At 67.1% G+C, this 22,497-nt stretch carries 23 protein-coding genes; 22 read left to right on the top strand and 1 reads right to left on the bottom strand.

What is annotated here, in order from left to right; genetic code table 11:
- Nucleotides 1–293: 293 nt before the first annotated feature.
- From rpsB to V4F39_RS18945, 16 genes are all read left to right on the top strand, one after another.
- Nucleotides 294–1,040, top strand: a complete 747-nt coding sequence (gene rpsB / locus V4F39_RS19020; RefSeq protein ID WP_332291376.1) for a 30S ribosomal protein S2 — start codon at nucleotides 294–296, stop codon at nucleotides 1,038–1,040.
- Between the two features lie 67 nt (nucleotides 1,041–1,107).
- A complete protein-coding gene (gene tsf, locus V4F39_RS19015) occupies nucleotides 1,108–1,998 on the top strand; it encodes a translation elongation factor Ts (RefSeq protein ID WP_332291374.1) in 891 nt (296 codons plus the stop codon).
- Between the two features lie 79 nt (nucleotides 1,999–2,077).
- Entirely contained in the window at nucleotides 2,078–2,788 is a 711-nt protein-coding gene (gene pyrH / locus V4F39_RS19010) for a UMP kinase (protein ID WP_332291373.1), read from the top strand.
- Nucleotides 2,789–2,797: 9 nt separating this feature from the next.
- Nucleotides 2,798–3,358: a ribosome recycling factor gene (frr, locus tag V4F39_RS19005; protein ID WP_332291372.1), complete on the top strand. Its 561-nt coding sequence runs from the start codon at nucleotides 2,798–2,800 to the stop codon at nucleotides 3,356–3,358.
- Complete coding sequence (uppS, locus tag V4F39_RS19000; protein ID WP_332291580.1) at nucleotides 3,355–4,089, top strand: polyprenyl diphosphate synthase; 735 nt, start codon at nucleotides 3,355–3,357, stop codon at nucleotides 4,087–4,089. Before frr ends, uppS begins: the two co-directional genes overlap by 4 nt.
- 12 nt (nucleotides 4,090–4,101) lie before the next feature.
- Nucleotides 4,102–4,938: a phosphatidate cytidylyltransferase gene (locus tag V4F39_RS18995; RefSeq protein WP_332291371.1), complete on the top strand. Its 837-nt coding sequence runs from the start codon at nucleotides 4,102–4,104 to the stop codon at nucleotides 4,936–4,938.
- Nucleotides 4,939–4,948: 10 nt separating this feature from the next.
- Nucleotides 4,949–6,139, top strand: a complete 1,191-nt coding sequence (gene ispC / locus V4F39_RS18990) for a 1-deoxy-D-xylulose-5-phosphate reductoisomerase (RefSeq protein ID WP_332291370.1) — start codon at nucleotides 4,949–4,951, stop codon at nucleotides 6,137–6,139.
- The gene (rseP, locus tag V4F39_RS18985) at nucleotides 6,136–7,503 is read left to right on the top strand and encodes an RIP metalloprotease RseP (RefSeq protein WP_332291369.1); all 1,368 of its coding nucleotides are present in this window, start codon (nucleotides 6,136–6,138) and stop codon (nucleotides 7,501–7,503) included. Before ispC ends, rseP begins: the two co-directional genes overlap by 4 nt.
- Nucleotides 7,504–7,515: 12 nt before the next feature.
- On the top strand, nucleotides 7,516–9,819 hold the full coding sequence (gene bamA / locus V4F39_RS18980; protein ID WP_378234997.1) for an outer membrane protein assembly factor BamA: 2,304 nt from the start codon (nucleotides 7,516–7,518) through the stop codon (nucleotides 9,817–9,819).
- Nucleotides 9,819–10,331, top strand: a complete 513-nt coding sequence (locus V4F39_RS18975) for an OmpH/Skp family outer membrane protein (RefSeq protein ID WP_332291368.1) — start codon at nucleotides 9,819–9,821, stop codon at nucleotides 10,329–10,331. Before bamA ends, V4F39_RS18975 begins: the two co-directional genes overlap by 1 nt.
- 34 nt (nucleotides 10,332–10,365) lie before the next feature.
- The gene (gene lpxD, locus V4F39_RS18970; protein ID WP_378235008.1) at nucleotides 10,366–11,400 is read left to right on the top strand and encodes a UDP-3-O-(3-hydroxymyristoyl)glucosamine N-acyltransferase; all 1,035 of its coding nucleotides are present in this window, start codon (nucleotides 10,366–10,368) and stop codon (nucleotides 11,398–11,400) included.
- Nucleotides 11,401–11,402: 2 nt separating this feature from the next.
- Entirely contained in the window at nucleotides 11,403–11,840 is a 438-nt protein-coding gene (gene fabZ / locus V4F39_RS18965; protein WP_332291366.1) for a 3-hydroxyacyl-ACP dehydratase FabZ, read from the top strand.
- Nucleotides 11,837–12,625 (top strand): acyl-ACP--UDP-N-acetylglucosamine O-acyltransferase, encoded by a 789-nt coding sequence (lpxA, locus tag V4F39_RS18960; protein WP_332291365.1) that lies wholly within the window; start codon nucleotides 11,837–11,839, stop codon nucleotides 12,623–12,625. The genes fabZ and lpxA overlap by 4 nt, the downstream gene beginning before the upstream one ends.
- 35 nt (nucleotides 12,626–12,660) lie before the next feature.
- Nucleotides 12,661–13,779 carry a lipid-A-disaccharide synthase gene (gene lpxB / locus V4F39_RS18955; RefSeq protein WP_332291576.1) on the top strand — a complete coding sequence of 373 codons (1,119 nt, stop codon included), beginning with the start codon at nucleotides 12,661–12,663 and terminating at the stop codon, nucleotides 13,777–13,779.
- Nucleotides 13,751–14,389, top strand: coding sequence for a ribonuclease HII (rnhB, locus tag V4F39_RS18950; protein WP_332291364.1), 639 nt, complete (start codon nucleotides 13,751–13,753; stop codon nucleotides 14,387–14,389). Before lpxB ends, rnhB begins: the two co-directional genes overlap by 29 nt.
- Nucleotides 14,390–14,393: 4 nt before the next feature.
- Nucleotides 14,394–15,176: a TrmH family RNA methyltransferase gene (locus V4F39_RS18945; protein WP_332291363.1), complete on the top strand. Its 783-nt coding sequence runs from the start codon at nucleotides 14,394–14,396 to the stop codon at nucleotides 15,174–15,176.
- Here the strand turns inward: V4F39_RS18945 and ppsR are convergent, their stop codons facing one another.
- Nucleotides 15,177–16,001: a posphoenolpyruvate synthetase regulatory kinase/phosphorylase PpsR gene (ppsR, locus tag V4F39_RS18940; RefSeq protein ID WP_332291362.1), complete on the bottom strand. Its 825-nt coding sequence runs from the start codon at nucleotides 15,999–16,001 to the stop codon at nucleotides 15,177–15,179. It lies immediately after the preceding gene.
- A gap of 206 nt (nucleotides 16,002–16,207) precedes the next feature.
- Here ppsR and ppsA point away from each other — a divergent pair, with 206 nt between their 5' ends.
- From ppsA to rplI, 6 genes are all read left to right on the top strand, one after another.
- Complete coding sequence (gene ppsA, locus V4F39_RS18935; RefSeq protein ID WP_332291361.1) at nucleotides 16,208–18,616, top strand: phosphoenolpyruvate synthase; 2,409 nt, start codon at nucleotides 16,208–16,210, stop codon at nucleotides 18,614–18,616.
- Nucleotides 18,617–18,721: 105 nt separating this feature from the next.
- On the top strand, nucleotides 18,722–20,728 hold the full coding sequence (locus V4F39_RS18930; protein ID WP_332291360.1) for a sodium:solute symporter family protein: 2,007 nt from the start codon (nucleotides 18,722–18,724) through the stop codon (nucleotides 20,726–20,728).
- Between the two features lie 171 nt (nucleotides 20,729–20,899).
- A complete protein-coding gene (rpsF, locus tag V4F39_RS18925; protein WP_332291359.1) occupies nucleotides 20,900–21,265 on the top strand; it encodes a 30S ribosomal protein S6 in 366 nt (121 codons plus the stop codon).
- A 34-nt stretch (nucleotides 21,266–21,299) separates the two neighbouring features.
- On the top strand, nucleotides 21,300–21,581 hold the full coding sequence (priB, locus tag V4F39_RS18920; RefSeq protein WP_332291358.1) for a primosomal replication protein N: 282 nt from the start codon (nucleotides 21,300–21,302) through the stop codon (nucleotides 21,579–21,581).
- A 43-nt stretch (nucleotides 21,582–21,624) separates the two neighbouring features.
- Nucleotides 21,625–21,915, top strand: coding sequence for a 30S ribosomal protein S18 (gene rpsR / locus V4F39_RS18915; protein WP_332291356.1), 291 nt, complete (start codon nucleotides 21,625–21,627; stop codon nucleotides 21,913–21,915).
- A 10-nt stretch (nucleotides 21,916–21,925) separates the two neighbouring features.
- The gene (gene rplI, locus V4F39_RS18910; RefSeq protein ID WP_332291355.1) at nucleotides 21,926–22,378 is read left to right on the top strand and encodes a 50S ribosomal protein L9; all 453 of its coding nucleotides are present in this window, start codon (nucleotides 21,926–21,928) and stop codon (nucleotides 22,376–22,378) included.
- Nucleotides 22,379–22,497 lie beyond the last annotated feature (119 nt).

The raw sequence follows: 22,497 nt of genomic DNA, 5'->3' as shown, positions 1-22,497 counted from the left end.
GGGGAGGATGCATCTGGACTGGAGCCCTGTCGGACATGCTGGAGCGGACGACCGGCTGCTTGCCGGTCGCGGAAAAGAGGAGGGGCATCGAGGCTCGTGCTAGAATCTTTGGGTTTACCCGCGCACTGCCACGTCGGTAGTTGCCGTGTGGGGTAGACCAATCGCGAACCCGGCTGCTGAAAGGTGTCGCAACAGGGTGTGCTGGTGGGTGATCCTGCCAGACCTTGCGGGAGAAATACCCGTTTGCCTGCTGTGATTCACGCCGGATTCTAGACCCAACCTTCGGAGTATCCATGTCTGTCACGATGCGTGAAATGCTGGAAGCCGGTGTCCATTTCGGCCACCAAACGCGCTTCTGGAACCCCAAGATGGCCCCGTACATCTACGGCCATCGCAACAAGATCCACATCATCAACCTCGAGAAGACGCAGCCGCTGTTCGAGGATGCGATGAAGTTCGTTCGTCAGCTCGCAGCCAAGCGCGGCACGATCCTGATGATCGGCACCAAGCGCCAGGCGCGTGAAGTGATTGCCCAGGAGGCGCAGCGCGCAGGCATGCCTTACGTCGACCAGCGCTGGCTCGGCGGCATGCTCACCAACTTCAAGACGGTCAAGGGCTCGCTCAAGAAGCTGAAGGACATGCAGGCGCAGGTGGAGGCTGGCACGCAGCCCGCCATCAAGAAGGAAGCGCTGATGTTCCAGCGCGAGATCGCCAAGCTCGACAAGGACATCGGTGGTATCGGTGACCTGACGGCGCTGCCCGATGCGATGTTCGTCATCGACGTCGGCTACCACAAGATCGCCATCGCGGAAGCGAAGAAGCTCGGCATTCCCATCATCGGCGTGGTCGACACCAACCACTCGCCGGTGGGCATCGACTACGTGATCCCCGGCAACGACGACTCTGCCAAGGCCGTGGCGCTGTACGCCCGCGCCGTGGCCGATGCCGTGCTCGAAGGCAAGGCCAACGCCACCAATGAGCTCGTGACGGCCGTGTCCGCTGGCGACGACGAGTTTGTCGAGGTCAGCGAAGACGCCTGACCCCGGGTCGACGACTTTCACTGAAAGGGGCCGCTGAGGCCCTTTTTCACTCAACGGAGAATTACTGATGCCCGCAATCACCGCAAGCATGGTCGCCGAGCTGCGCGCCAAGACCGATGCACCGATGATGGAATGCAAGAAGGCGCTGACCGAGGCCGAAGGCGACCTCGTGCGCGCCGAAGAGATCCTGCGTGTCAAGCTCGGCAACAAGGCAGGCAAGGCTGCGTCGCGCGTGACGGCCGAAGGCGTTGTCGCCGCTGCCGTCGAAGGCTCGACCGGGGCGCTCATCGAGATCAACTGCGAGACCGACTTCGTCTCCAAGAATGACTCGTTCCTGCAGTTCGCCGCAGCGGCTGCCAAGCTCGTCGCCGAGCACAACCCGGCGGACGTCGAGGCGCTTTCTGCGCTGCCCTACGAGCAGGACACCTTCGGGCCTACGCTGGAAGACGTGCGCAAGGGCCTGATCGGCAAGATCGGCGAGAACATGTCGATCCGCCGCTTCAAGCGCTATGCGGGCGGCGGCAAGCTCGCGAGCTACCTGCACGGCACGCGCATCGGCGTGGTCGTTGAGTTCGAAGGCGACGACGTGGCAGCCAAGGACGTGGCGATGCACGTCGCGGCGATGAAGCCGGCGGCACTGTCGTCTTCCGAGGTCTCGGCCGAACTGGTCGAGAAGGAGCGCAAGATCGCGGCCGAGAAGGCAGCCGAGTCGGGCAAGCCGGCCGAGATCGTCGCGAAGATGGTCGAAGGCTCGGTGGCGAAGTTCCTGAAGGAGGTTTCGCTGCTCGACCAGACCTTCGTCAAGAACGACAAGCAGACCGTCGCTGCGATGCTGAAGGCCGCCAACACGACGGTCAAGAGCTTCACGCTCTACGTGGTGGGCGAGGGCATCGAGAAGAAGCAGGACGACTTCGCGGCCGAAGTGGCGGCCCAGGTCGCTGCGGCCAAGGGCCAGTAACGATCTGCAAAGCCCCGGGGCCGCGTGTGCGGCCCCGTAAACTAGAAAACCTGATCCATATCGCCCACGGGGGAGCTGCATGCCGGCGTACAAACGCATCCTGATCAAACTCTCCGGCGAGGCCCTGATGGGTGACGATTCGTTCGGCATCAACCGCGCCACCATGGTGCGGATGGTGCGCGAAGTGCATGAGGTCACCCAACTCGGCTGCGAAGTGGCAGTGGTGATCGGCGGCGGCAATATCTTCCGTGGCGTCGCTGGCGGTTCCGTCGGCATGGACCGTGCCACGGCAGACTACATGGGGATGCTGGCCACGGTGATGAACTCGCTGGCGCTGGCCGACACCATGCGCCAGGAGGGCATGACCGCCCGCGTGATGTCGGCGATCGCCATCGAGCAGGTGGTCGAGCCCTACGTGCGGCCCAAAGCGCTGCAGTACCTCGAAGAGGGCAAGGTCGTCGTCTTCGCCGCCGGCACCGGCAACCCCTTCTTCACGACCGACACCGCGGCAGCCTTGCGTGGCGCAGAGATCGGGGCCGAAGTCGTGTTGAAAGCGACCAAGGTCGATGGGGTGTATACCGCCGATCCCAAGAAGGATCCCTCGGCGACCCGTTACACCAACATCACCTTCGACGAAGCGATCATCAAGAATCTGCAGGTGATGGACGCCACGGCATTTGCGTTGTGCCGCGACCAGAAGCTGCCGATCAAGGTGTTTTCGATTTTCAAGAGTGGTGCGCTCAAGCGTGTGGTGCTCGGCGAGGACGAGGGCACGCTGGTGCACGTCTGAGGAACCGTCATGACAGTTGCAGACATCAAGAAGACCGCCGAAGGCAAGATGGCCAAGTCCGTCGAGTCCTACAAGAGCGAATTGCAGAAGATCCGCACGGGCCGCGCCCATCCCGGGCTGCTCGACCAGGTGCACGTCGACTACTACGGCTCGATGGTGCCCATCAGCCAGGTGGCGAACGTCGCCCTCATCGATGCGCGCACGATCAGCGTGCAGCCCTGGGAAAAGGGCATGGGACCGAAGATCGAGAAGGCGATCCGCGAGAGCGACCTCGGCCTGAACCCGTCGTCGCAGGGCGACCTGCTGCGCGTGCCGATGCCCGCCCTGACCGAAGAGCGACGCAAGGACCTCACGAAGGTCGTGCGCCATGCCAGCGAGGACGCGAAGGTCGCCGTGCGCAACCTGCGCCGCGACGGCAACGAGCAGCTCAAGCGGCTGCTGAAGGACAAGGCCATCAGCGAGGACGACGAGCGCCGTGCGCAGGACGAGGTGCAGAAGCTCACCGACCGCACGATCGCCGAGATCGATCGCCTGACGCAGGCCAAGGAAGCCGAGATCCTGGCGGTCTGAGCGTGACCAGCAACGTTCCGCGCCATGTCGCCATCGTGATGGATGGCAACGGCCGCTGGGCCAAGAAGCGCTTCATGCCGCGCTTCTTCGGCCACAAGCAGGGTGTCGATGCGCTCGTGCGCACGGTGCAGGCCTGCGCCGATCGCGGCGTCGAGTACCTCACGGTGTTTGCGTTTTCCACGGAGAACTGGAAACGTCCGACCGAGGAGGTTTCGGGCTTGATGGGGCTGGTGCTCGTCGCCGTCTCCAAGTACCTGCGCAAGCTCGCCGGTGAAGGGGTGCGCATCCGCATCGTCGGGGATCGCTCGGCGGTGTCCGACAAGGTGCGTCAGGCCTGGGAGCAGGTGGAAGCGACCACGGCAGACAACAAGCGCATCACGTTGATCGTCGCATTCAACTACGGTGGCCGGTGGGACATCGTCCAGGCTTGCCAACGGGCGATCAGCGACGGCGTGCCGGCGGACCAACTCGACGAACAGCGCCTCGGCCGCTACATGACCATGGGCTTCGCGCCCGACCCGGATCTGTTCATCCGTACCGGCGGCGAGGTGCGCATCAGCAACTTCCTGCTGTGGCAGGTGGCGTATTCGGAGTTCCACTTCTCCGATTGCCTGTGGCCCGACTTCGGCGAGGCCGAGCTCGATGCCGCCATCGCCGCCTTTGCCGAGCGGGATCGCCGCTTCGGTGGTGTCAAGACCGCGCCGGCCGAAACGCTCGCCGCGGGCCACTGAGCGCCACGCGCCATGCTCAAGCAGCGCGTCATCACTGCGATCGTCCTGCTGGCCGTGCTGCTGCCAGCGGTGTTTGCACCCAACCCATGGCCGTTCGCGCTGTTCACGCTGGTGATGGTGGGGGCGGCCGGTTGGGAATGGGGGCGTCTCAACGCCAGCGGCGCCGCGGGCGCCGTCATGCTGGGCCTGGCCGTCGCCGTACTGTGCGGCGTGGTCCTCGCCATGGGATGGTGGCTGGCCTTTCCTGGGGGGGCATGGTGGATCGCCGCGGCACTCTGGATCGTCGGCGGCGCGTTGGCGCTGCGTGCCGGGCCCGCAGGCTGGCCCCGCGTTCCCGTCGTGGCGCGGTGGCTGCTCGGCCTGGCCATGCTGTGCTTCGCATGGCTGGCGATGGTGCAAGCCCGGTCGCTGGGCCTGAATTTCCTGCTGTCGGTGTTCTGCCTGGTGTGGATGGCCGACATTGCCGCCTACTTCGGCGGGCGCACCTTCGGTCGTCGCAAGCTCGCGCCGACGATCAGCCCGGGCAAGAGCTGGGAAGGCGTCTGGAGCGGGATGGCGGGGGTGCTGGTGATGGCCCTCTGTTGGTCGTTGGCCGACACCCACTGGGCGGTCGGTTCCCCCAGTCTCTACAGCCTGCTGCCCGAGCGGCTGGGCTGGCCGGGCGCGGTCGTGGCGCTGCTGGTGCTGGCCATGATGAGCGTCACCGGCGATCTTTTCGAATCCCTGGTCAAGCGGTCTGCCGGCGCCAAGGACAGCAGCCAGCTGCTGCCCGGCCACGGCGGCGTGCTGGACCGCATCGATGCGTTGCTGCCGGTGCTGCCCATCGCCATGGCCTTCGCATCGGTTTGATCCTCCATTCATGACACAGCGCCAACGCCTGACCATCCTAGGCTCGACCGGCTCCGTCGGTACGAGCACGCTCGACGTGGTGGCGCGCCATCCCGACCGATTCGAAGTCTTTGCGCTGACCGCGCATGGCAAGGTCGACGAACTCGCTGCGCAGTGTGCGCGGTGGCGTCCCAAGTTCGCGGCCATGCCGGGTGCGGAGGCCGCCCGGGCGCTGCGGGAGAAGCTGCGCGCCGAAGGCGTGCCCACCGAGGTGTTGCAGGGCCCGCAGGCGCTGTGCGAGCTCGCGGCTCACGCTGACGTCGATGCGGTGATGGCCGCGATCGTCGGCGCGGCGGGGCTGGCGCCGTGCTTGGCGGCAGCGCGCGCCGGCAAGCGCCTGCTGCTCGCCAACAAGGAGGCACTGGTCGTGGGCGGTGCGCTCTTCATGAAGGCCGTGCGCGACGGCGGCGCGACACTGCTGCCGATCGACAGCGAGCATTCGGCCATCTTCCAGTGCCTGCCGGAAGACCGCAGCACCTGGGGCCAGCGCATCGATCACATCGTGCTCACCGCCTCGGGCGGGCCGTTCCGGGACCGCGATCCGGCGACGCTGGCCGGCATCACGCCGGACCAGGCCTGCGCGCATCCGAACTGGGTGATGGGCCGCAAGATCTCGGTCGATTCGGCGACGATGATGAACAAGGCGCTCGAGGTGATCGAGGCGCGCTGGTTGTTCGATCTGGCGCCGGAGCAGGTGCGCGTGGTGATCCACCCCCAGAGCATCATCCATTCGATGGTCGTGTGCCGCGACGCCTCGGTGCTGGCCCAGCTCGGCACGCCAGACATGCGCGTCCCGATCGCCTATGGGCTTTCCTTCCCCGAGCGCATCGTGTCCGGCGCCGCGTCGCTCGACTTCACGTCGTTGTCGGCGCTGACGTTTGTTCCCGCGGAGCGGGAGCGCTTCCCCGGCTTGTTCCTCGCCTGGGATGCGCTGCGCGGCCCCGAGGGGGGCGCAGCGGTGCTGAACGCCGCCAACGAAGTGGCCGTCGCCGCTTTCCTGGCAGAGCGCATCGGCTACCTGGACATCCACCGGATCAACGCGGCCACGGTCGCCGCCGTGCACCCGGCGCTGCCGCTGGAACCGTCGCTGGACGACCTGCTCGCGCTCGACGAAGCCGCCCGGGCGCACGCCCGGCAACTGGTGCAAGGCTGCGCCAGATGATCACCGTCCTGGCCTTCCTCGTCACGCTGGGCGTGCTGATCGTCATCCATGAGTACGGCCACTACCGTGTGGCGCGGGCCTGCGGGGTGAACGTGCTGCGGTTCTCGGTCGGGTTCGGTCGTGTCCTGTGGCGGCGCCAGCGCACCCCCGACAGCACCGAGTTCGTCCTCAGTGCCTTGCCGCTCGGCGGCTATGTGCGGATGCTGGACGAGCGTGAGGGGCCGGTGGCGCCGGCGCAGGCGAGCCAGGCTTTCAACCGGCAGCCCCTGGCCAAGCGGGCTGCCATCGTTGCCGCCGGGCCGGCGGCCAACCTGATCCTGGCGGTGTTCCTCTATGCCGCGGCACAGTGGATCGGCGTCGACGAACCGAGGGCCGTGTTGTCGACGCCCGCCGCCGGCAGCCTGGCCGAGCGCGCGGGGCTGCGCGCGGGTGACGAGGTCACCGCCGTGTCCGACGACGGGGATGCCTGGGAGGACGTCGTCTCCCTCACCGACCTGCGCTGGCGTGTCACGCAGGCCGCGCTTCGCGGCGAGCGCCTGCACCTGATGGTCGGCGGTGGCACCGGCCATCGCGGTCGCGCACTGACACTCGACCTGGACGCGGTGGCGGGGCAGGAAGTCGATGCCGCCCTGATGCAGCGCATCGGGATCGGCGCTCCCTACAGCGAGCCGGTGATGGGTGAGATCAAGGCCGGCGGCCCCGCCGAACGCGCCGGGCTGCGGGCGGGCGACCGGGTGCTGCGTGTCGACGGGCAGCCGGTGGGCGATGCGCAGGTCCTGCGGGAGCGCATCCGCGAGAGCGTGCGCGACGGTGTCTCCTCGGCGTCCACCTGGGTCGTCGATCGAGGCGGGCGGATGCTGGAACTGTCCGTTCAGCCGCGCATGGCCGGCGAGGGCAAGAGCGCCGTCGGACGCATCGACGCGTTCGTCGGCCTGCCTGCCGAGATGGTCACGGTTCGCCGCGGGCCGCTGGATGGCCTGGTGAACGGTGCCTCCCGGACCTGGGAAGTGTCGGCGCTCACGCTGAAGATGATGGGGCGCATGCTCGTCGGCGAAGCGTCGCTGAAGAACCTGTCGGGTCCGCTGACCATCGCCGACTATGCAGGCCAGTCGGTCCAGCGCGGCCTGCCCGACTACCTCGCCTTCCTCGCGCTGGTCAGCGTGAGCCTGGGCGTGCTGAACCTCCTGCCGCTGCCGATGCTCGATGGCGGGCACCTCATGTATTATCTTTTCGAGGGTTTGACAGGGCGCCCCGTGTCCGATTTGTGGCTCAAGTGGCTGCAGCGCGGCGGCGCTTTCATCATGCTGCTGCTGATGTCCCTCGCCCTTTCCAACGATGTGGCCCGGCTGCTGGGCTTGCACTGACGCGTTCTCCCGATGCATTCATTCTTTTGCTCGAGCCCGCTGCGGCCGGTGGCTGCCTGCGTGGCCATTGCCTGCAGCATGGCGGCGCTGCCGGCCCTGGCCGTCGAACCCTTCACGCTGAAGGACATCCGCATCGAAGGCCTGCAGCGGACCGACCCCGGCACGGTGTTCGCGGCGCTGCCCTTCCGCATCGGCGACACCTACACCGACGAGAAGGGCGCTGCCGGCCTGCGCGCGCTGTTCGCCACCGGCTTGTTCAAGGACGTGCGCATGGAGGTCGAGGGCGATGTGCTCATCGTCCTCGCCGAGGAGCGTGCGGTGATCTCGTCGGTCAACTTCATCGGACTGAAGGAGTTCGACAAGGACACCCTGACCAAGTCCCTGAAGGACGCCGGCATCGGCGAAGGCCTGCCGTTCGACCGTGCGGTGGTCGACCGCGCGGAGCAGGAGATCAAGCGCCAGTACCTCACGCGCAGCCTCTACGGTGCGGAGGTCGTCACCACCATCACGCCGCTGGAGCGCAACCGCGTCGACGTGACCTTCACGATGACCGAAGGCGACGCAGCGAAGATCCGCGAGATCCGCATCGTCGGGGCCAAGGCGTTTTCCGAAAGCACGCTCCTGGGCCTCTTCGAGCAGAGCACCGGCGGTTGGCTGAGCTGGTACACCAAGAACGACCGCTATTCCCGTACCAAGCTCAACGCCGACCTCGAGACCTTGCGCGCCTACTACACGAACCGCGGCTACCTCGAGTTCGCTGTGGAGTCGACGCAGGTCACGATCTCGCCGGACAAGCAGGACATCTCGATCACGGTCTCGATCCGCGAGGGCCAGCGCTACACCGTCACCGCCGTCAAGCTCGAAGGCGATTACCTCGGCCGGGACGACGAGTTCAAGGAACTGGTGCGGATCAAGCCGGGCGAGCCGTACCGTGCCGAGGACGTTGCCCAGACGACGCGCTTGTTCACCGAGCGCTTCGGGCTGTTCGGCTACGCATTCGCGCGCGTCGAGCAGCGGCCCGAGATCGATCGGGCCACGGGCCAGGTGGTGGTGGCGCTCAACGCCGAGCCGCAGCGCCGCGTATACGTGCGCCGCGTCAACGTCGCAGGCAACACCCGCACGCGCGACGAAGTGGTACGCCGCGAGTTCCGCCAGTTCGAATCCGCGTGGTACGACGGCCAGAAGATCAAGCTTTCGCGTGACCGTGTGGACCGCCTGGGTTACTTCAGGGAGGTCAACATCGAGACCAATGAGGTGGCCGGCACGGCCGACCAGGTCGACCTGACGGTCAACGTGGTCGAGAAGCCAACCGGCAACCTGATGCTCGGAGCCGGCTTCTCCAGCGCCGACAAGCTCGCGCTGACGGCCTCCGTGAAGCAGGAGAACGTCTTCGGCTCGGGCAACTACCTCGGCATCGAGGTCAACACGAGCAAGTACAACCGCAACATCGTGCTGTCGACGGTCGATCCGTACTTCACGATGGACGGCATCTCCCGTGCGTTCGACATCTACTACCGCACGAGCCGTCCGTTGAACAGCCAGGGCACCGACTACGAGCTGTCCACGCCGGGGGCGTCGATCCGTTTTGGCGTGCCGTTCTCGGAGTACGACACCGTCTTCTTCGGCATCGGTGTGGAAAGTACGCAGATCAAGGGGCCGGGCGCGCTGCCCAACAGCTACCTGATCTACCGGGAGCAGTTCGGCGAACGCAGCCTGTCGGTGCCGCTGACCCTGGGTTGGGCGCGCGACGAGCGCGACAGCGCACTGGTGCCCACCAACGGCAAATACCAGCGCGTGAACGTCGAAGCATCGGTGGTCGGCGATGCGCGTTACGTGCGTGCCAATGCGCAGTACCAGCAGTACATCTCGCTCGGCCCCCGGTTCACGCTCGGCCTCAACGGGGAACTCGGTTGGGGCGAAGGTCTCGGGGGCCGTCCGTACCCGATCTTCAAGAATTTCTATGGCGGCGGCCTGGGCTCGGTGCGGGTGTTCGACCAGAGTTCACTCGGCCCGGTGGACGTCACCGGCACCTACATCGGCGGCAATCGGCGCCTCAACCTGAACGCCGAGCTGTACGTGCCGGTCCCGGGCGCAGGCAACGACAAGACGCTGCGGATCTTCGGCTTCACGGATGTCGGCAACGTCTGGGGCGAAGATGAAAAACTCGACTTCGGCACCATGCGCGCGTCGATGGGGGTGGGTCTGTCGTGGATCTCGCCGGTCGGTCCGCTGAAGCTCAGCTTCGGCATGCCGATCCGCAAGGAACGCAACGATAGAATCCAAAAATTCCAATTCCAGATCGGGACAGCGTTTTGATGAACAAGTGGAAGACGTTGGCGGCCGCGGTGGCAACCGCGTCGTTGTGGGCGACGTGCACGCTGGCGCAGGCCCAGGAGTTGAAGATCGGCTATGTGAACAGCGAGCGTGTGCTGCGCGAAGCCAACCCGGCCAAGGCGGCCCAGGCGAAGCTGGAGGCCGAGTTCGGCAAGCGTGAAAAGGATCTGGCCGACGTGGCCAACCGGCTGAAGGCGGCCTCCGACAAGCTGGACAAGGACGCACCGACGCTGAGCGAAGCCGAGCGCACCCGCCGCCAGCGCGAGTTGGTCGAGCAGGACCGTGATTTCCAACGCAAGCGCCGCGAGTTCCAGGAAGACCTGAACAACCGCAAGAACGAGGAGTTGGCCCTCGTGGTCGACCGCGCCAACAAGGTCATCAAGCAGATCTTCGACAGCGAGAAGTACGACCTGATCCTGCAGGAAGTGGTCTTCGCCGGCCCGCGCATCGACATCACCAAGAAGGTGATCGACGCGCTCAACGCCGGCAAGTGATGCCCGGCCAGCAAGCAGGCTGGCTGGCATGACGATCGAAGTCACGCTCGCCGACATCGTTGCCCGTCTCGGCGGCGAGGTGTCCGGTGACACGGCGATGCGTTTCAACCGCATCGGGCCGCTTGCCGGGGCCACCGCCTCCACGGTGAGCTTCTTGTCCAATCCCCGGTATCGGGCGCAATTGGCGGACACGCGGGCGGGCTGCGTCATCGTGGCACCCTCGGAAGCCGACGAGGCCCGGGGCCGGCCAGGGGGCGGGGCGGTGATCGTCACGCCGGACCCTTATCTCTACTTTGCACGCCTGACGCAGATGTGGGCGGCGCTTTCGCGCCCTCGTGATGCCGCAGGCGTGCATCCCACCGCCGTCGTCGACGCCGCTGCACAGGTGCACCCCACCGCGACGGTGGGTGCGCTGGCGGTGGTGGCGGCAGGCGCGGTCGTCGGCGAAGGGGCGGTGATCGGGGCGCAGTCCCACATCGGCCGCGACGCCCGCATTGGCGCCCACACCAGGCTGGCCCCGCGGGTGGTCGTGGGCGACGGTTGTTCGCTGGGCGAGCGCTGCATCGTGCATTCGGGCGTGGTGATCGGCGCGGACGGCTTCGGCTTCGCGCCGACCGAGGGCCGCTGGGAGAAGATCGAGCAGCTCGGCGCGGTGCGCATCGGCAACGACGTGGAAATCGGCGCCAATACCTGCATCGACCGCGGCGCGCTCGACGACACGGTCCTGGAGGACGGCGTCAAGCTCGACAACCTCATCCAGATCGGCCACAACGTCCACATTGGGCGCCATACCGCGATGGCGGGCTGCGTGGGTGTCGCAGGCAGCGCGCGCATCGGTGCGCATTGCACCATCGGCGGCGCGGCGAACATCCTCGGGCACCTGCAGCTCGTCGACGGCGTCCATGTCTCGGTGGCCACGGTGGTCACACGCTCGATCCTCAAGCCGGGGCACTACAGCGGCGTGTTTCCCTTCGATGACAATGCGGCCTGGGAAAAGAACGCTGCCACGCTGCGCCACCTGCATCAATTGCGCGACCGCGTGCGCGCGCTGGAAAAGAAACTCGTTTGAAGATGGACATCCACCAGATCCTCAAGAAGCTGCCGCACCGCTACCCGATCCTGCTGGTCGACCGGGTGCTGGAAGTCGAGAAGGGCAAGCGCATCCGTGCGCTGAAGAACGTGACGATCAACGAGCCGTTTTTTCTGGGCCACTTCCCGAACCGGCCGGTGATGCCGGGGGTGCTGATGCTGGAGGCGATGGCGCAGGCGGCCGCGCTGCTGAGTTTCGAGACGCTGGGCATCGAGCTCGACGACGACTCGGTCTACTACTTCGCCGGCATCGACGGCGCGCGCTTCAAGCGGCCGGTGGAGCCCGGCGATCAGCTGATCCTCGACGTCACGCTCGACCGCATGAAGGCCGGCATCTTCAAGTTCGGTGGCAAGGCGTTCGTCGGCGACGAACTGGCCGCCGAGGCCCAGCTCATGTGCACGATGCGCAAGGTGGCATGACGATCATCCACCCCACGGCGATCGTCGACCCGAAGGCCGAGCTTGCCGCGTCGGTGAGCGTCGGTGCCTACGCGGTGATCGGGCCGCATGTGCGCATCGGCGAGGGCACCACGGTCGGCCCGCATGCGGTGATCGAGGGCCGGACCACGATCGGCCGTGACAACCGCATCTTCCAGTTCGTGTCGCTGGGGGCAGTGCCTCAGGACAAGAAATACGCCGGCGAGCCGACCGAGCTGCAGATCGGGGATCGCAACACGATCCGCGAGTTCTGCACCTTCAACACCGGCTCCGCCCAGGATGCCGGTGTCACCCGCGTCGGCGACGACAACTGGATCATGGCCTATGTGCACCTCGCGCACGATTGCCAGGTCGGCAACCAGACGACGATGGCCAACAACGCCACGCTGGCAGGCCACGTGCACGTGGGCGACTGGGTCACCGTGGGCGGGCTGACCGGCGTGCACCAGTTCGTCAAGATCGGCGCGCATGCGATGGTGGGCTTCGCGAGTGCGGTGACGCAGGACGTGCCGCCCTTCATGCTCGTCGACGGCAATCCGCTGGCCGTTCGCGGCTTCAACGCCGTGGGCCTGAAGCGCCGCGGCTTCTCCGTCGGGCGTGTCAACGCGATCAAGCAGATGCACCGTGCCCTGTACCGCAAGAGCCAGACGCTCGACGAGGCGCGCGCGGAGATCGGCGTTCTGGGCGCATCCACGCCCGAGGCAGCGCCCGACGTGGCGCTGATGCTCGACTTCCTGCAGGCCGCCACCCGCGGCATCGCGCGCTGACCGTGGCTGCCGCGGCGCAGGCTCCGCGGTTTGGCATGGTCGCGGGCGAAACGTCCGGCGATCTGCTGGCCGGCTTGCTGATGGACGGCATGAAGGCGCGATGGCCGCAGATGGCCGCCGCCGGCATCGGCGGACCCAGGATGGCAGCGCACGGCTTCGAGGCCTGGTGGCCGCACGACAAGCTCGCGGTGCGCGGGTACTTCGAGGTGCTGCGCCACTACCGCAGCATTTCGCGGATCCGCGAACAGTTGGCCGAACGCCTGCTGCGCGAGCGGCCCGACGCGTTCATTGGCATCGACGCGCCGGATTTCAATCTCGGCCTGGAGGCCCGATTGAAGCGCGCCGGCATCCGGTCGATCCACTTCGTTTGCCCGTCGATCTGGGCCTGGCGGGGGGGGCGTGCGAAGAAGCTCGCCGCCAGTGCGGACCACGTCCTGTGCCTTTTCCCGTTCGAGCCCGAATTGCTGCAGCGCCATGGCGTCGCCGCCACCTATGTCGGCCACCCGCTGGCGGATGTGATTCCGCTGGCTCCGCCACGCTCGGCCGCGCGCGCGAAGCTCGGGCTGCCCGATGACGTGCCCGTGCTCGCGGTCCTGCCTGGCAGCCGGCGTTCGGAGATCGAGATGATCGCGCCCGTGTTCCTGGAGACGGTGCAGCGCTTGTCGACGCTGCGGCCCGACCTGCGCTTCGTGCTGCCGGTCGTGCCGGGCCTGCGGGAGTTGGTCGAGCCGCTGCGCGAACGGCTGGCGCCCGATGCGGCGTTGATGTTGGTGGACGGGCAGTCGCACGAGGCCTTGGCCGCTTGCGATGTCACGCTGATCGCCAGCGGGACGGCCACGCTGGAGGCCGCGCTCTTCAAGCGGCCGATGGTCATCGCTTACCGGATGAATGCACTGAGCTGGCAGTTGATGAGGCACATGGCCTACCAGCCCTGGGTGGGCCTGCCCAACATCCTGTGCCGCGATTTTGTCGTGCCCGAACGCCTGCAGGCGGCTGCGAATCCGCAGACGCTGGCCTCCGATGTCCTCAACTGGCTCGATACTCCCGCCAAGGCCGAGGCGGTGGAACGCCGCTTCGAAGAACTCCACCATCTGTTGCGGCGCGATACCGGCCGCACCGCCACCCATGCCATCGCGCAAGTCCTCGAAGCCTGAGCAACTCGGCCTGTCCTGGGACGTGCCGGGCCTGTTGACGGCGGGCGTCGACGAGGCGGGCAGGGGGCCGCTGGCGGGCCCGGTGGTCGCTGCTGCCGTCATCCTCGACGACCTGCGGCCCGTGCGCGGCCTGGCCGATTCGAAGGTGCTGACGGCACGCCGGCGCGAACAGCTTTACGACGAGATCCGCGCCAATGCCTTGTGCTGTGCCGTCGGCGAGGCGACGGTCGAGGAGATCGACGCACTGAACATCCTCGGCGCCACGATGCTCGCGATGCGCCGTGCGGTCGAAGGCCTGCGGCTGCTGCCCGGGAAGGTGCTCGTCGATGGCAACCGGTTGCCGGTGCTGCGTGTGCAAGCGGAAGCGATCGTGGGCGGCGACGCGACCGTGGCCTCGATCTCCGCGGCCTCGATCATCGCCAAGGTGCACCGCGATCGCGGCTGCCTGGCCTTGCACGAACAGTTCCCGCAGTACGGCTTTGCGGTGCACAAGGGCTACGGCACGCGCGAGCACCTCGATGCATTGCGCACCCATGGTGCCTGTTCGGCACACCGCCGCAGCTTCGCACCGGTCCGGCAGGTGCTGCCTGCCGTGGTGCATCCGGCCTGACTCGATGAGCACGCCGGGCCACATCACGTCGCGCGACAACCCGCTGCTGGTGAAGCTGCGCAAGCTGGCGCAGGACCCGGCGGGCTACCGCAAGTACGGCCTACTGTGGCTCGAAGGCGACCACCTCGCACGTGCGTTGCGCGCACGCGGCGGCCGGGCGCAGCACGCCCTGGTGGCGGAGGGCGCCTGGGCGCGTGAGCCGTCGCTGCACGATCTGGCGCAGTGGGCAGAGCGGGTCAGCCTGCTGCCCGATGCCATCTTCAAAACCTTGAGCACGCTGGAATCGCCGGCGCCGATCGGCTTCGTGGTCGATGTCCCGCCGTCGCAGCCGCTGCTGCCATTGGCGCCGACGGTGGTGCTCGACCGCTTGCAGGATGCAGGCAACGTCGGCAGCATCCTGCGCAGCGCCGCAGCCCTGGGGGTGCAGCAGGTCATTGCGCTCAAGGGCACTGCGGCGCTGTGGTCGCCGAAGGTGCTGCGCGCCGGCATGGGGGCGCACTTCGGCCTGCGCCTGATCGAGGGCCTGGAGCCCTCTGGGCTGTCGGCACTCGAGGTCCCCTGGGTGGCCACCAGCTCGCACGCGCCTTCGGCACTGCCGGATGCCGATCTGCCATGGCCGTGCGCCTGGGTGCTGGGTCACGAGGGCCGGGGAGTGGATCCTGCGCTGATGGCCCGTTGCGCGGTGACGGTGCGCATCCCGCAGCCCGGCGGCGAAGAATCGCTGAACGTGGCCGCTGCGGCGGCCGTGTGCCTGTACGAGTCGGCGCGCAGGCGCGCCGTACCGTAGTCAGTAGATCAACCGATCCGGCCGGATGTCGCGCAGGATGGTCGTCGCGATCTCCTCGATCGACTTGTGCGTCGAGCTGAGCCAGCCGATGCCTTCGCGGCGCATCATGGTCTCGGCCTCGTTGACCTCGTAGCGGCAGTTTTCCAGCGCTGCATATTTGCTGCCCGGCCGCCGCTCGTTGCGGATCTGCGCCAGCCGGCCCGGGTCGATCGAGAGCCCGAAGCACTTGGCCTTGAACGGTGCCAGTGCCGAAGGCAGCTTGTTGCGCTCGAAGTCCTCGGGGATCAGCGGATAGTTGGCCGCCTTGATGCCGTGCTGCATGGCCAGGTACAGCGAGGTCGGCGTCTTGCCGCTGCGGCTCACGCCGACCAGGATGACGTCGGCAAGCTCGAGGTTGCGCGACGACTGCCCGTCATCGTGCGCCAGCGAGAAGTTGATCGCCTCGATGCGGTCGTCGTATTCCTGGCTCTTCGCCGCATCCGAGAAGCGTCCCACGCGGTGGTTCGATTTGATGCCGAACTCGCGCTCCAGCGGCTCGACGAAGGTGCGGAACATGTCGAGCACCATGCCGCGGCACGCGGTGTTGGTCACCACGTCGCGGATGTCTTCGTTGACGAGCGTGATGAAGACGATGGGCGGTTTGCCCTCCTGGTCGGCCACCTGGTTGATCTCGGCCACCACCTGCCGGGCCTTGTCTTCGGTGTCGATGAACGGTCGGCGCACCCGCCGGGGCTTGGCGGTGAACTGCGCCAGGATCGAGTTGCCGAAGGTCTCGGCGGTGATGCCGGTGCCGTCGGAGACGAAGAAGACGGAGCGGTTGGGCATGGCCGATGGCAGCGCGTGGTGATGCGCCGATGATAGGTCGCCAGCGGCCAGGGCTCTGACTCTAGAATCGCCCCAATTCAGTTCCGCGCCCCGACCCCTTTGCTTCCCGCCCGCCTCCAACCATCCAGAACATGCCTGGCCGGCAGGGGAACGCACGTCGGCTGCTCGACGGAACACCCGGTTTTTTGTCATCACGGAGCTTTCCCATGTCCCAACCCAACCTGGCGACCGCCCTGGTCGTGCCGTTTGAACATCTGAGGATGACCGACGTCGAGGTCGTCGGCGGCAAGAACGCCAGCCTCGGCGAAATGATCAGCCAGCTCGCCAGCACCGGCGTGCGCGTGCCGGGCGGCTTCGCCACCACGGCGCACGCGTTCCGCCAGTTCCTCTCGCACGGCGGCCTGGCCGACAAGATCAACGCCCGCCTGGCGGCGTTGAACACCGACGACGTGCGCGCGCTGGCCGAGGCCGGCGCCGAGATCCGGCATTGGGTCGAATCCACGCCATTCCCGGTCGAACTGGAGCAGGCCATCGCGGCCGAGTTCGAGAAGCTCACCGCGGGCAACCCCGGCGCCTCGTTTGCCGTGCGCTCGTCGGCCACCGCCGAAGACCTGCCCGACGCCTCGTTTGCCGGCCAGCAGGAGACCTTCCTGAACGTCGTCGGCCTGGCCGAAGTGCTGGCCAAGATGAAGGAGGTGTTCGCCTCCCTCTACAACGACCGCGCGATCAGCTACCGCGTGCACAAGGGTTTTGCCCATGCCGACGTCGCGCTGTCGGCCGGCGTGCAGCGCATGGTGCGCTCCGACCTCGGCGCCGCCGGCGTGATGTTCACGATCGACACAGAGTCCGGCTTCAAGGACGTGGTGTTCGTCACCTCGAGCTACGGCCTGGGCGAGACGGTGGTGCAGGGCGCCGTGAACCCCGACGAGTTCTACGTGCACAAGCCCGCGCTGAAGGCCGGCAAGCAGGCGGTGATCCGCCGCAACCTCGGCTCCAAGCTGATCAAGATGACCTTCGCCTCGCCCGAGGAAAAGGCGGCCAGCGGCAAGCTGGTCAAGACCGAGGACACGCCGCCCGAACAGCGCAACCGTTATTCGCTGAACGACGCCGACGTGACCGAACTGGCCCGGTACGCGCTGATCATCGAGGAGCACTACGGCCGCCCGATGGACATCGAGTGGGGCAAGGACGGCGGCGACGGCAAGCTCTACATCCTGCAGGCCCGCCCCGAGACGGTGAAGAGCCAGTCCGAAGGCCAGGTCGAGCAGCGCTTCAAGCTCAAGGGCGACACCAGCAAGAGCACCGTGCTGGCCGAGGGCCGCGCGATCGGCCAGAAGATCGGCACCGGCCCTGTGCGCCTGGTCAGCTCGATCGCCGAGATGGAGCGTGTGCAGCCGGGCGACGTGCTGGTCACCGACATGACCGATCCGAACTGGGAGCCGGTGATGAAGCGCGCGAGCGCCATCGTCACCAACCGCGGCGGCCGCACCTGCCACGCGGCGATCATCGCCCGTGAGCTGGGCATCCCGGCCGTCGTGGGCTGCGGCGACGCGACCGACAAGCTGGCCGACGGCGCGCTCGTCACCGTGGCCTGCTCGGAAGGCGACACCGGCTACATCTATGACGGCCTGCTCGAGACCGACATCACCGACGTCGAGAAGGTCGAGCTGCCGTACTGCCCGATCAAGATCATGATGAACGTGGGCAATCCGCAGCTCGCGTTCAACTTCGCGCAGATGCCGAACTCCGGCGTGGGCCTGGCCCGCCTGGAGTTCATCATCAACAACAACATCGGGGTGCACCCGAAGGCGATCCTCGACTACCCGAACATCGACGCCGACCTGAAGAAGGCCGTCGAGTCGGTGGCGCGCGGCCATGCCAGCCCGCGGGCGTTCTACGTCGACAAGCTGGTCGAAGGCGTGGCCACCATCGCCGCGGCCTTCTGGCCGAAGACGGTGATCGTGCGGCTGTCGGATTTCAAGAGCAACGAGTACCGCAAGCTCATCGGCGGCTCGCGCTACGAGCCGGACGAAGAGAACCCGATGCTCGGCTTCCGCGGCGCGTCGCGGTACATCAGCGGCGACTTCAGCGACGCCTTCGCGATGGAGTGCGAGGCGCTCAAGCGCGTGCGCAACGACATGGGCCTGACCAACGTCGAGATCATGGTGCCGTTCGTGCGCACATTGAACCAGGCGAAGAAGGTCAACGAGATGCTGGCCGAGCACGGCCTGAAGCGCGGCCAGGACGGCCTGCGCCTCATCATGATGTGCGAGGTGCCCAGCAACGCGATCCTGGCCGAGCAGTTCCTCGAGCACTTCGACGGCATGTCGATCGGCTCGAACGACCTGACGCAGCTCACGCTGGGCCTGGACCGCGATTCCGGCCTCGAACTGCTGGCCAGCGACTTCGACGAACGCGACCCGGCGGTCAAGGCGATGATCTCGCGCGCCATCGCGGCCTGCCGCGCCACCGGCAAGTACGTCGGCATCTGCGGCCAGGGCCCGAGCGACCACCCCGACTTCGCCGACTGGCTGGCGCAGGAAGGGATCGTCTCCATCTCGCTCAACCCGGACACCGTGGTCGACACCTGGCAGCGGCTCGCCGCGGCGAAGTAGTCCGCAGTCGCCGGCCCGCGTGAAGAGGCAGCCCTGAACCCGGCCAGCGGTACCCCGTCAGGCGCCTTCGAGCGGCGCCTGCACCGGCGCTACGGCCTGTTCGCGGTGGGGGTGCTGGTGTTCGTCGCGCTGCTGGCGGTGGCAGAGCGCTCGGGCTTCTCCCGGGCATGGATCGGCACCCTGTTCCTCGTGGCCACGGTGGCGGTCTACGCCACCATCGGCTTGTCCTGCCGCACGACCGACGAGGCCGAGTACTACGTGGCCGGGCGCCGTGTGCCGGCGTTCTACAACGGCATGGCGACCGCGGCCGACTGGATCAGCGCCGCCTCCTTCCTCGGCATGGCCGGCGTGCTGTACCTGCAGGGCTTCGGGGGGCTGGCCTACCTGCTGGGCTGGACGGGCGGCTTCTGCCTGGTGGCGCTGCTGCTGGCACCCTACCTGCGCCGCTTCGGGCAGTTCACCATTCCGGATTTCATCGGCGAGCGCTACGGCGGCGTGCCGCGCATCGTCGCGGTGATGGCGGTGCTGCTGGTGTCGTTCGTGTACGTCGTGGTGCAGATCTACGGTGTGGGGCTGATCACATCGCACCTCACGGGCTTCAGCTTCGAGGTCGGCATCTTCGTCGGCCTGGGCGGCGTGCTGGTGTGTTCGTTCCTGGGCGGCATGCGGGCGGTCACCTGGACGCAGGTCGCGCAGTACATCGTCCTGCTGATCGCCTTCCTGCTGCCGCTGGTGTGGCTGTCGGTCAAGCAGAGCGGCAACTTCCTGCCGCAGCTCACCTACGACGAGCAGCTGCAGCAAGTCACGCGCATGGAGGAGCACCTGCGCAACGACGCCGCCGAGCAGCGTGCGCAGGCGGCGCTGGAGCGCCGGGCGATCGCCGCCCAGCAGAAGCTCGCCGATGTGCCTGCGGCCATGGCCGAGGACGCCCGCGTGCAGGCCGAGCGCATCCAGGCGTTGAAAGCGGAAGATGCGCCGCTGCGCCGCATACAGCAGGCCGAGCGTCAGCTGGCCCTGGCGCCCAGCACCGAGGACGAGGCTCGGACGGCTTACGAGCGCGACCGCGACCAGTCGACGCAGCAGGCCCGGCCGCTGGGCGGCATGGCGCCGCAGGCGGAGCCCTTCGCGGCCGGTGCGCCGGGCGAGGCGCTCGACCGGAATGCACGGCGCAATTTCCTCGCGCTGGTGTTCTGCCTGATGGTGGGCACGGCCGCGATGCCGCATGTGCTGACGCGCTACTACACGACGCCGTCGGTGGCGCAGGCGCGCAACTCCGTGGGGTGGTCGCTCCTGTTCATCATGCTGCTGTACGTGTCGGTGCCTGCGCTGGCGGTGCTCGTGAAGTACGAGGTGCTCAGCAGCCTGATCGGCACCCCGTTCGATCAACTGCCCGCCTGGATCCGCCGCTGGTCGAAGCTCGACTCGGGCCTGGTGCGGGTGGAGGACATCAACGCCGACGGCGTGCTGCAGCTGGCCGAGCTGCGGCTGTCGAGCGACATCATCGTGCTGGCAGCGCCCGAGATCGGTGGCTTGCCCTACGTCGTGACGTGCCTGCTGGCCGCCGGCGGCCTGGCGGCTGCGCTGTCCACGGCGGACGGGCTGCTGCTGACCGTGGCCAATGCGTTGTCGCACGACCTCTACTACCGTTCAATCAACCGGCGTGCGTCGGCCATCCGGCGCGTGATGATGTCGAAGATGCTCGTGCTGGTGGTCGCGCTGCTCGCCGCGTGGGTGGCATCGCTGCGCATCGCGAACATCCTGCAGTTCGTCTCCGCAGCTTTTTCGCTCGCGGCCTCGGCCTTCTTCCCGGCGCTCGTGCTGGGCATCTTCTGGCGGCGCGCGACACGCTGGGGAGCCACGCTCGGCATGCTGTCCGGACTGGCCGTGTGCATGGGCTACATGGCGGCCAACCTGCCAGCGTTGCGCGGACTGCTCGGCTGGGCCGAGCCGGCTGCCGACTTCCGCTGGTGGGGCATCGACCCTGTGGCTGCCGGCGTCTTTGGGGTGCCGGTCGGGTTTGCGGTGATGTGGCTGGCGAGCCGCTTCGGGCCTGCGCCGGAGCCGGCCCAGGCGGCGTTGGTGGACCGGTTGCGCAGCCCCCTGGCGGACTGACCCGGCGTCCGTTGTGCTGTTATACTAGCGGGCTTTCCCGATACCAGGCTTTGGGCATTTTTGTCCGAAGCGGCGCGTCGGGAGAGGCGATCCGCACATCCCGGTGCGGCCTTGCCGCAGGCGAACGATGCAGCGCCGCGGCTTCCACTTCGGAATCCACAAGGAGAATCCATGCGTCATTACGAGATCGTTCTGCTGATCCATCCGGATCAAAGCGAACAGGTTCCGGCCATGCTGGAACGTTACAAGGGCAGCATCACCAATGCCGGCGGCAAGGTGCACCGTGTCGAGGACTGGGGCCGCCGCCAACTGGCGTACCAGATCCAGAAGCTGAGCAAGGCGCACTACCTGTGCCTGAACATCGAGTGCAGCAAGGAATCGCTGGACGAGCTCGAGACCGGCTTCCGCTTCAACGACGCCGTGCTGCGCCACCTGACCGTGGCCATGGACAAGGCCGAAACCGCGCCGTCCGTGATCATGAAGCAGGTCGAGCGCGAAGAAGCCCGCAAGCAGCAAGCCCAGGAGACCGCGGCCTGAGCATGATCCCCGCGGCCTGGCATCGGCGCGCTGCATGAACCGGCTGGTTCTGCAGGCGCAACTCCAGGAACGTGCGGCGCTGCGCTACACCCCCGCCGGGCTCCCGGCCCTGGATCTGGTGCTCAAGCACGAATCCGAGGTCACGGAAGACGGACACCCCCGCAAGGTTTCGATGGAACTGAGGGCGGTGGCGATCGGGGAGATCACGCAGCCGGTCGGCAGGCTGGAGTTGGGCGCCTCGCGCACCTTCGCCGGCTTTCTGGCTGCAGCACGCAACGGCCGCGGAGTCGTGTTTCACGTCACGGCGCTCGACTGACGAGCCCTGTTCAATCCCGGATTCAGATTCAAGAGAGGTCACTATGCCCCCGCCACGTGGTAAAGGTCGGTTCTCCAAGGACCGCAAGCCCAAGCGCAACCAGCAGTCGCTGCTGTTCCGCCGCAAGCGTTTCTGCCGCTTCACCGTCGCCGGTGTCGAGCAGATCGACTACAAGGACATCGACACGCTGCGCGATTTCGTCGGTGAAAACGGCAAGATCACGCCTGCCCGCCTGACCGGCACGCGCGCGTTCTTCCAGCGCCAGCTGACGACGTGCATCAAGCGCGCCCGTTTCCTGGCGATGCTGCCGTACAGCGACCAGCACAAGTCCTGAGGAACCCGCCATGCAAATCATCCTGCTGGACAAGGTTGCCAACCTGGGCAACCTCGGTGATGTCGTCAAGGTCAAGGACGGCTACGCCCGCAACTTCCTGATCCCGACCAAGCGCGCACGCCGTGCGACGGACGTGGCCATCAAGGAATTCGAAGCCCGTCGTGCCGAACTCGAAAAGGCTGCCGCCGAGAAGCTGGCCGCCGCACAGGCCCTGGGCGACAAGCTCAGCGGCAAGACCGTGCGCATCAGCCAGAAGGCCGGTGTCGACGGCCGCCTGTTCGGTTCGGTCACCAACGCCGACATCGCCGAAGCCCTCAAGAAGGACGGCTTCGAGATCGCCAAGGCGCAGGTCCGCCTGCCCAACGGCCCGCTGAAGACGGTCGGCGAATACACCGTGTCGGTGGCGCCGCACACCGACGTCGTGTCCGACGTGACGATCGTCGTGGTCGGCGAAGCCGACTGATCGACACGCAGCTTTCGCGCTGCTGCAAGAAGGGGCCGGCTCATCGCCGGCCCTTTTTCTTTGGCTCGGCGGGTTATCCGCCGAACTTCCCCAGGTCATGCACAGAGCTGTCCACAGGC

The sequence above is a fragment of the Aquincola agrisoli genome (genome assembly GCF_036621135.1).
GTDB classification, from domain to species: domain Bacteria; phylum Pseudomonadota; class Gammaproteobacteria; order Burkholderiales; family Burkholderiaceae_C; genus Aquincola; species Aquincola agrisoli.
Note: the sequence above shows the minus strand (reverse complement) of the source record. Positions and strands in the feature narration are given on the sequence as shown.

Bases quoted from the DNA above. Each gene is read 5' to 3' on its own strand.
- ispC (WP_332291370.1), top strand. From the start codon at position 4,949: ATGACACAGCGCCAACGCCTGACCATCCTAGGCTCGACCGGCTCCGTC.
- rseP (WP_332291369.1), top strand. From the start codon at position 6,136: ATGATCACCGTCCTGGCCTTCCTCGTCACGCTGGGCGTGCTGATCGTC.
- pyrH (WP_332291373.1), top strand. From the start codon at position 2,078: ATGCCGGCGTACAAACGCATCCTGATCAAACTCTCCGGCGAGGCCCTG.
- bamA (WP_378234997.1), top strand. From the start codon at position 7,516: ATGCATTCATTCTTTTGCTCGAGCCCGCTGCGGCCGGTGGCTGCCTGC.
- ppsR (WP_332291362.1), bottom strand. From the start codon at position 16,001: ATGCCCAACCGCTCCGTCTTCTTCGTCTCCGACGGCACCGGCATCACC.
- rpsR (WP_332291356.1), top strand. From the start codon at position 21,625: ATGCCCCCGCCACGTGGTAAAGGTCGGTTCTCCAAGGACCGCAAGCCC.
- rnhB (WP_332291364.1), top strand. From the start codon at position 13,751: ATGCCATCGCGCAAGTCCTCGAAGCCTGAGCAACTCGGCCTGTCCTGG.
- rpsF (WP_332291359.1), top strand. From the start codon at position 20,900: ATGCGTCATTACGAGATCGTTCTGCTGATCCATCCGGATCAAAGCGAA.
- tsf (WP_332291374.1), top strand. From the start codon at position 1,108: ATGCCCGCAATCACCGCAAGCATGGTCGCCGAGCTGCGCGCCAAGACC.
- V4F39_RS18975 (WP_332291368.1), top strand. From the start codon at position 9,819: ATGAACAAGTGGAAGACGTTGGCGGCCGCGGTGGCAACCGCGTCGTTG.
- ppsA (WP_332291361.1), top strand. From the start codon at position 16,208: ATGTCCCAACCCAACCTGGCGACCGCCCTGGTCGTGCCGTTTGAACAT.
- frr (WP_332291372.1), top strand. From the start codon at position 2,798: ATGACAGTTGCAGACATCAAGAAGACCGCCGAAGGCAAGATGGCCAAG.
- lpxA (WP_332291365.1), top strand. From the start codon at position 11,837: ATGACGATCATCCACCCCACGGCGATCGTCGACCCGAAGGCCGAGCTT.
- fabZ (WP_332291366.1), top strand. From the start codon at position 11,403: ATGGACATCCACCAGATCCTCAAGAAGCTGCCGCACCGCTACCCGATC.
- priB (WP_332291358.1), top strand. From the start codon at position 21,300: ATGAACCGGCTGGTTCTGCAGGCGCAACTCCAGGAACGTGCGGCGCTG.
- V4F39_RS18995 (WP_332291371.1), top strand. From the start codon at position 4,102: ATGCTCAAGCAGCGCGTCATCACTGCGATCGTCCTGCTGGCCGTGCTG.
- lpxB (WP_332291576.1), top strand. From the start codon at position 12,661: ATGGTCGCGGGCGAAACGTCCGGCGATCTGCTGGCCGGCTTGCTGATG.
- V4F39_RS18945 (WP_332291363.1), top strand. From the start codon at position 14,394: ATGAGCACGCCGGGCCACATCACGTCGCGCGACAACCCGCTGCTGGTG.
- rplI (WP_332291355.1), top strand. From the start codon at position 21,926: ATGCAAATCATCCTGCTGGACAAGGTTGCCAACCTGGGCAACCTCGGT.
- rpsB (WP_332291376.1), top strand. From the start codon at position 294: ATGTCTGTCACGATGCGTGAAATGCTGGAAGCCGGTGTCCATTTCGGC.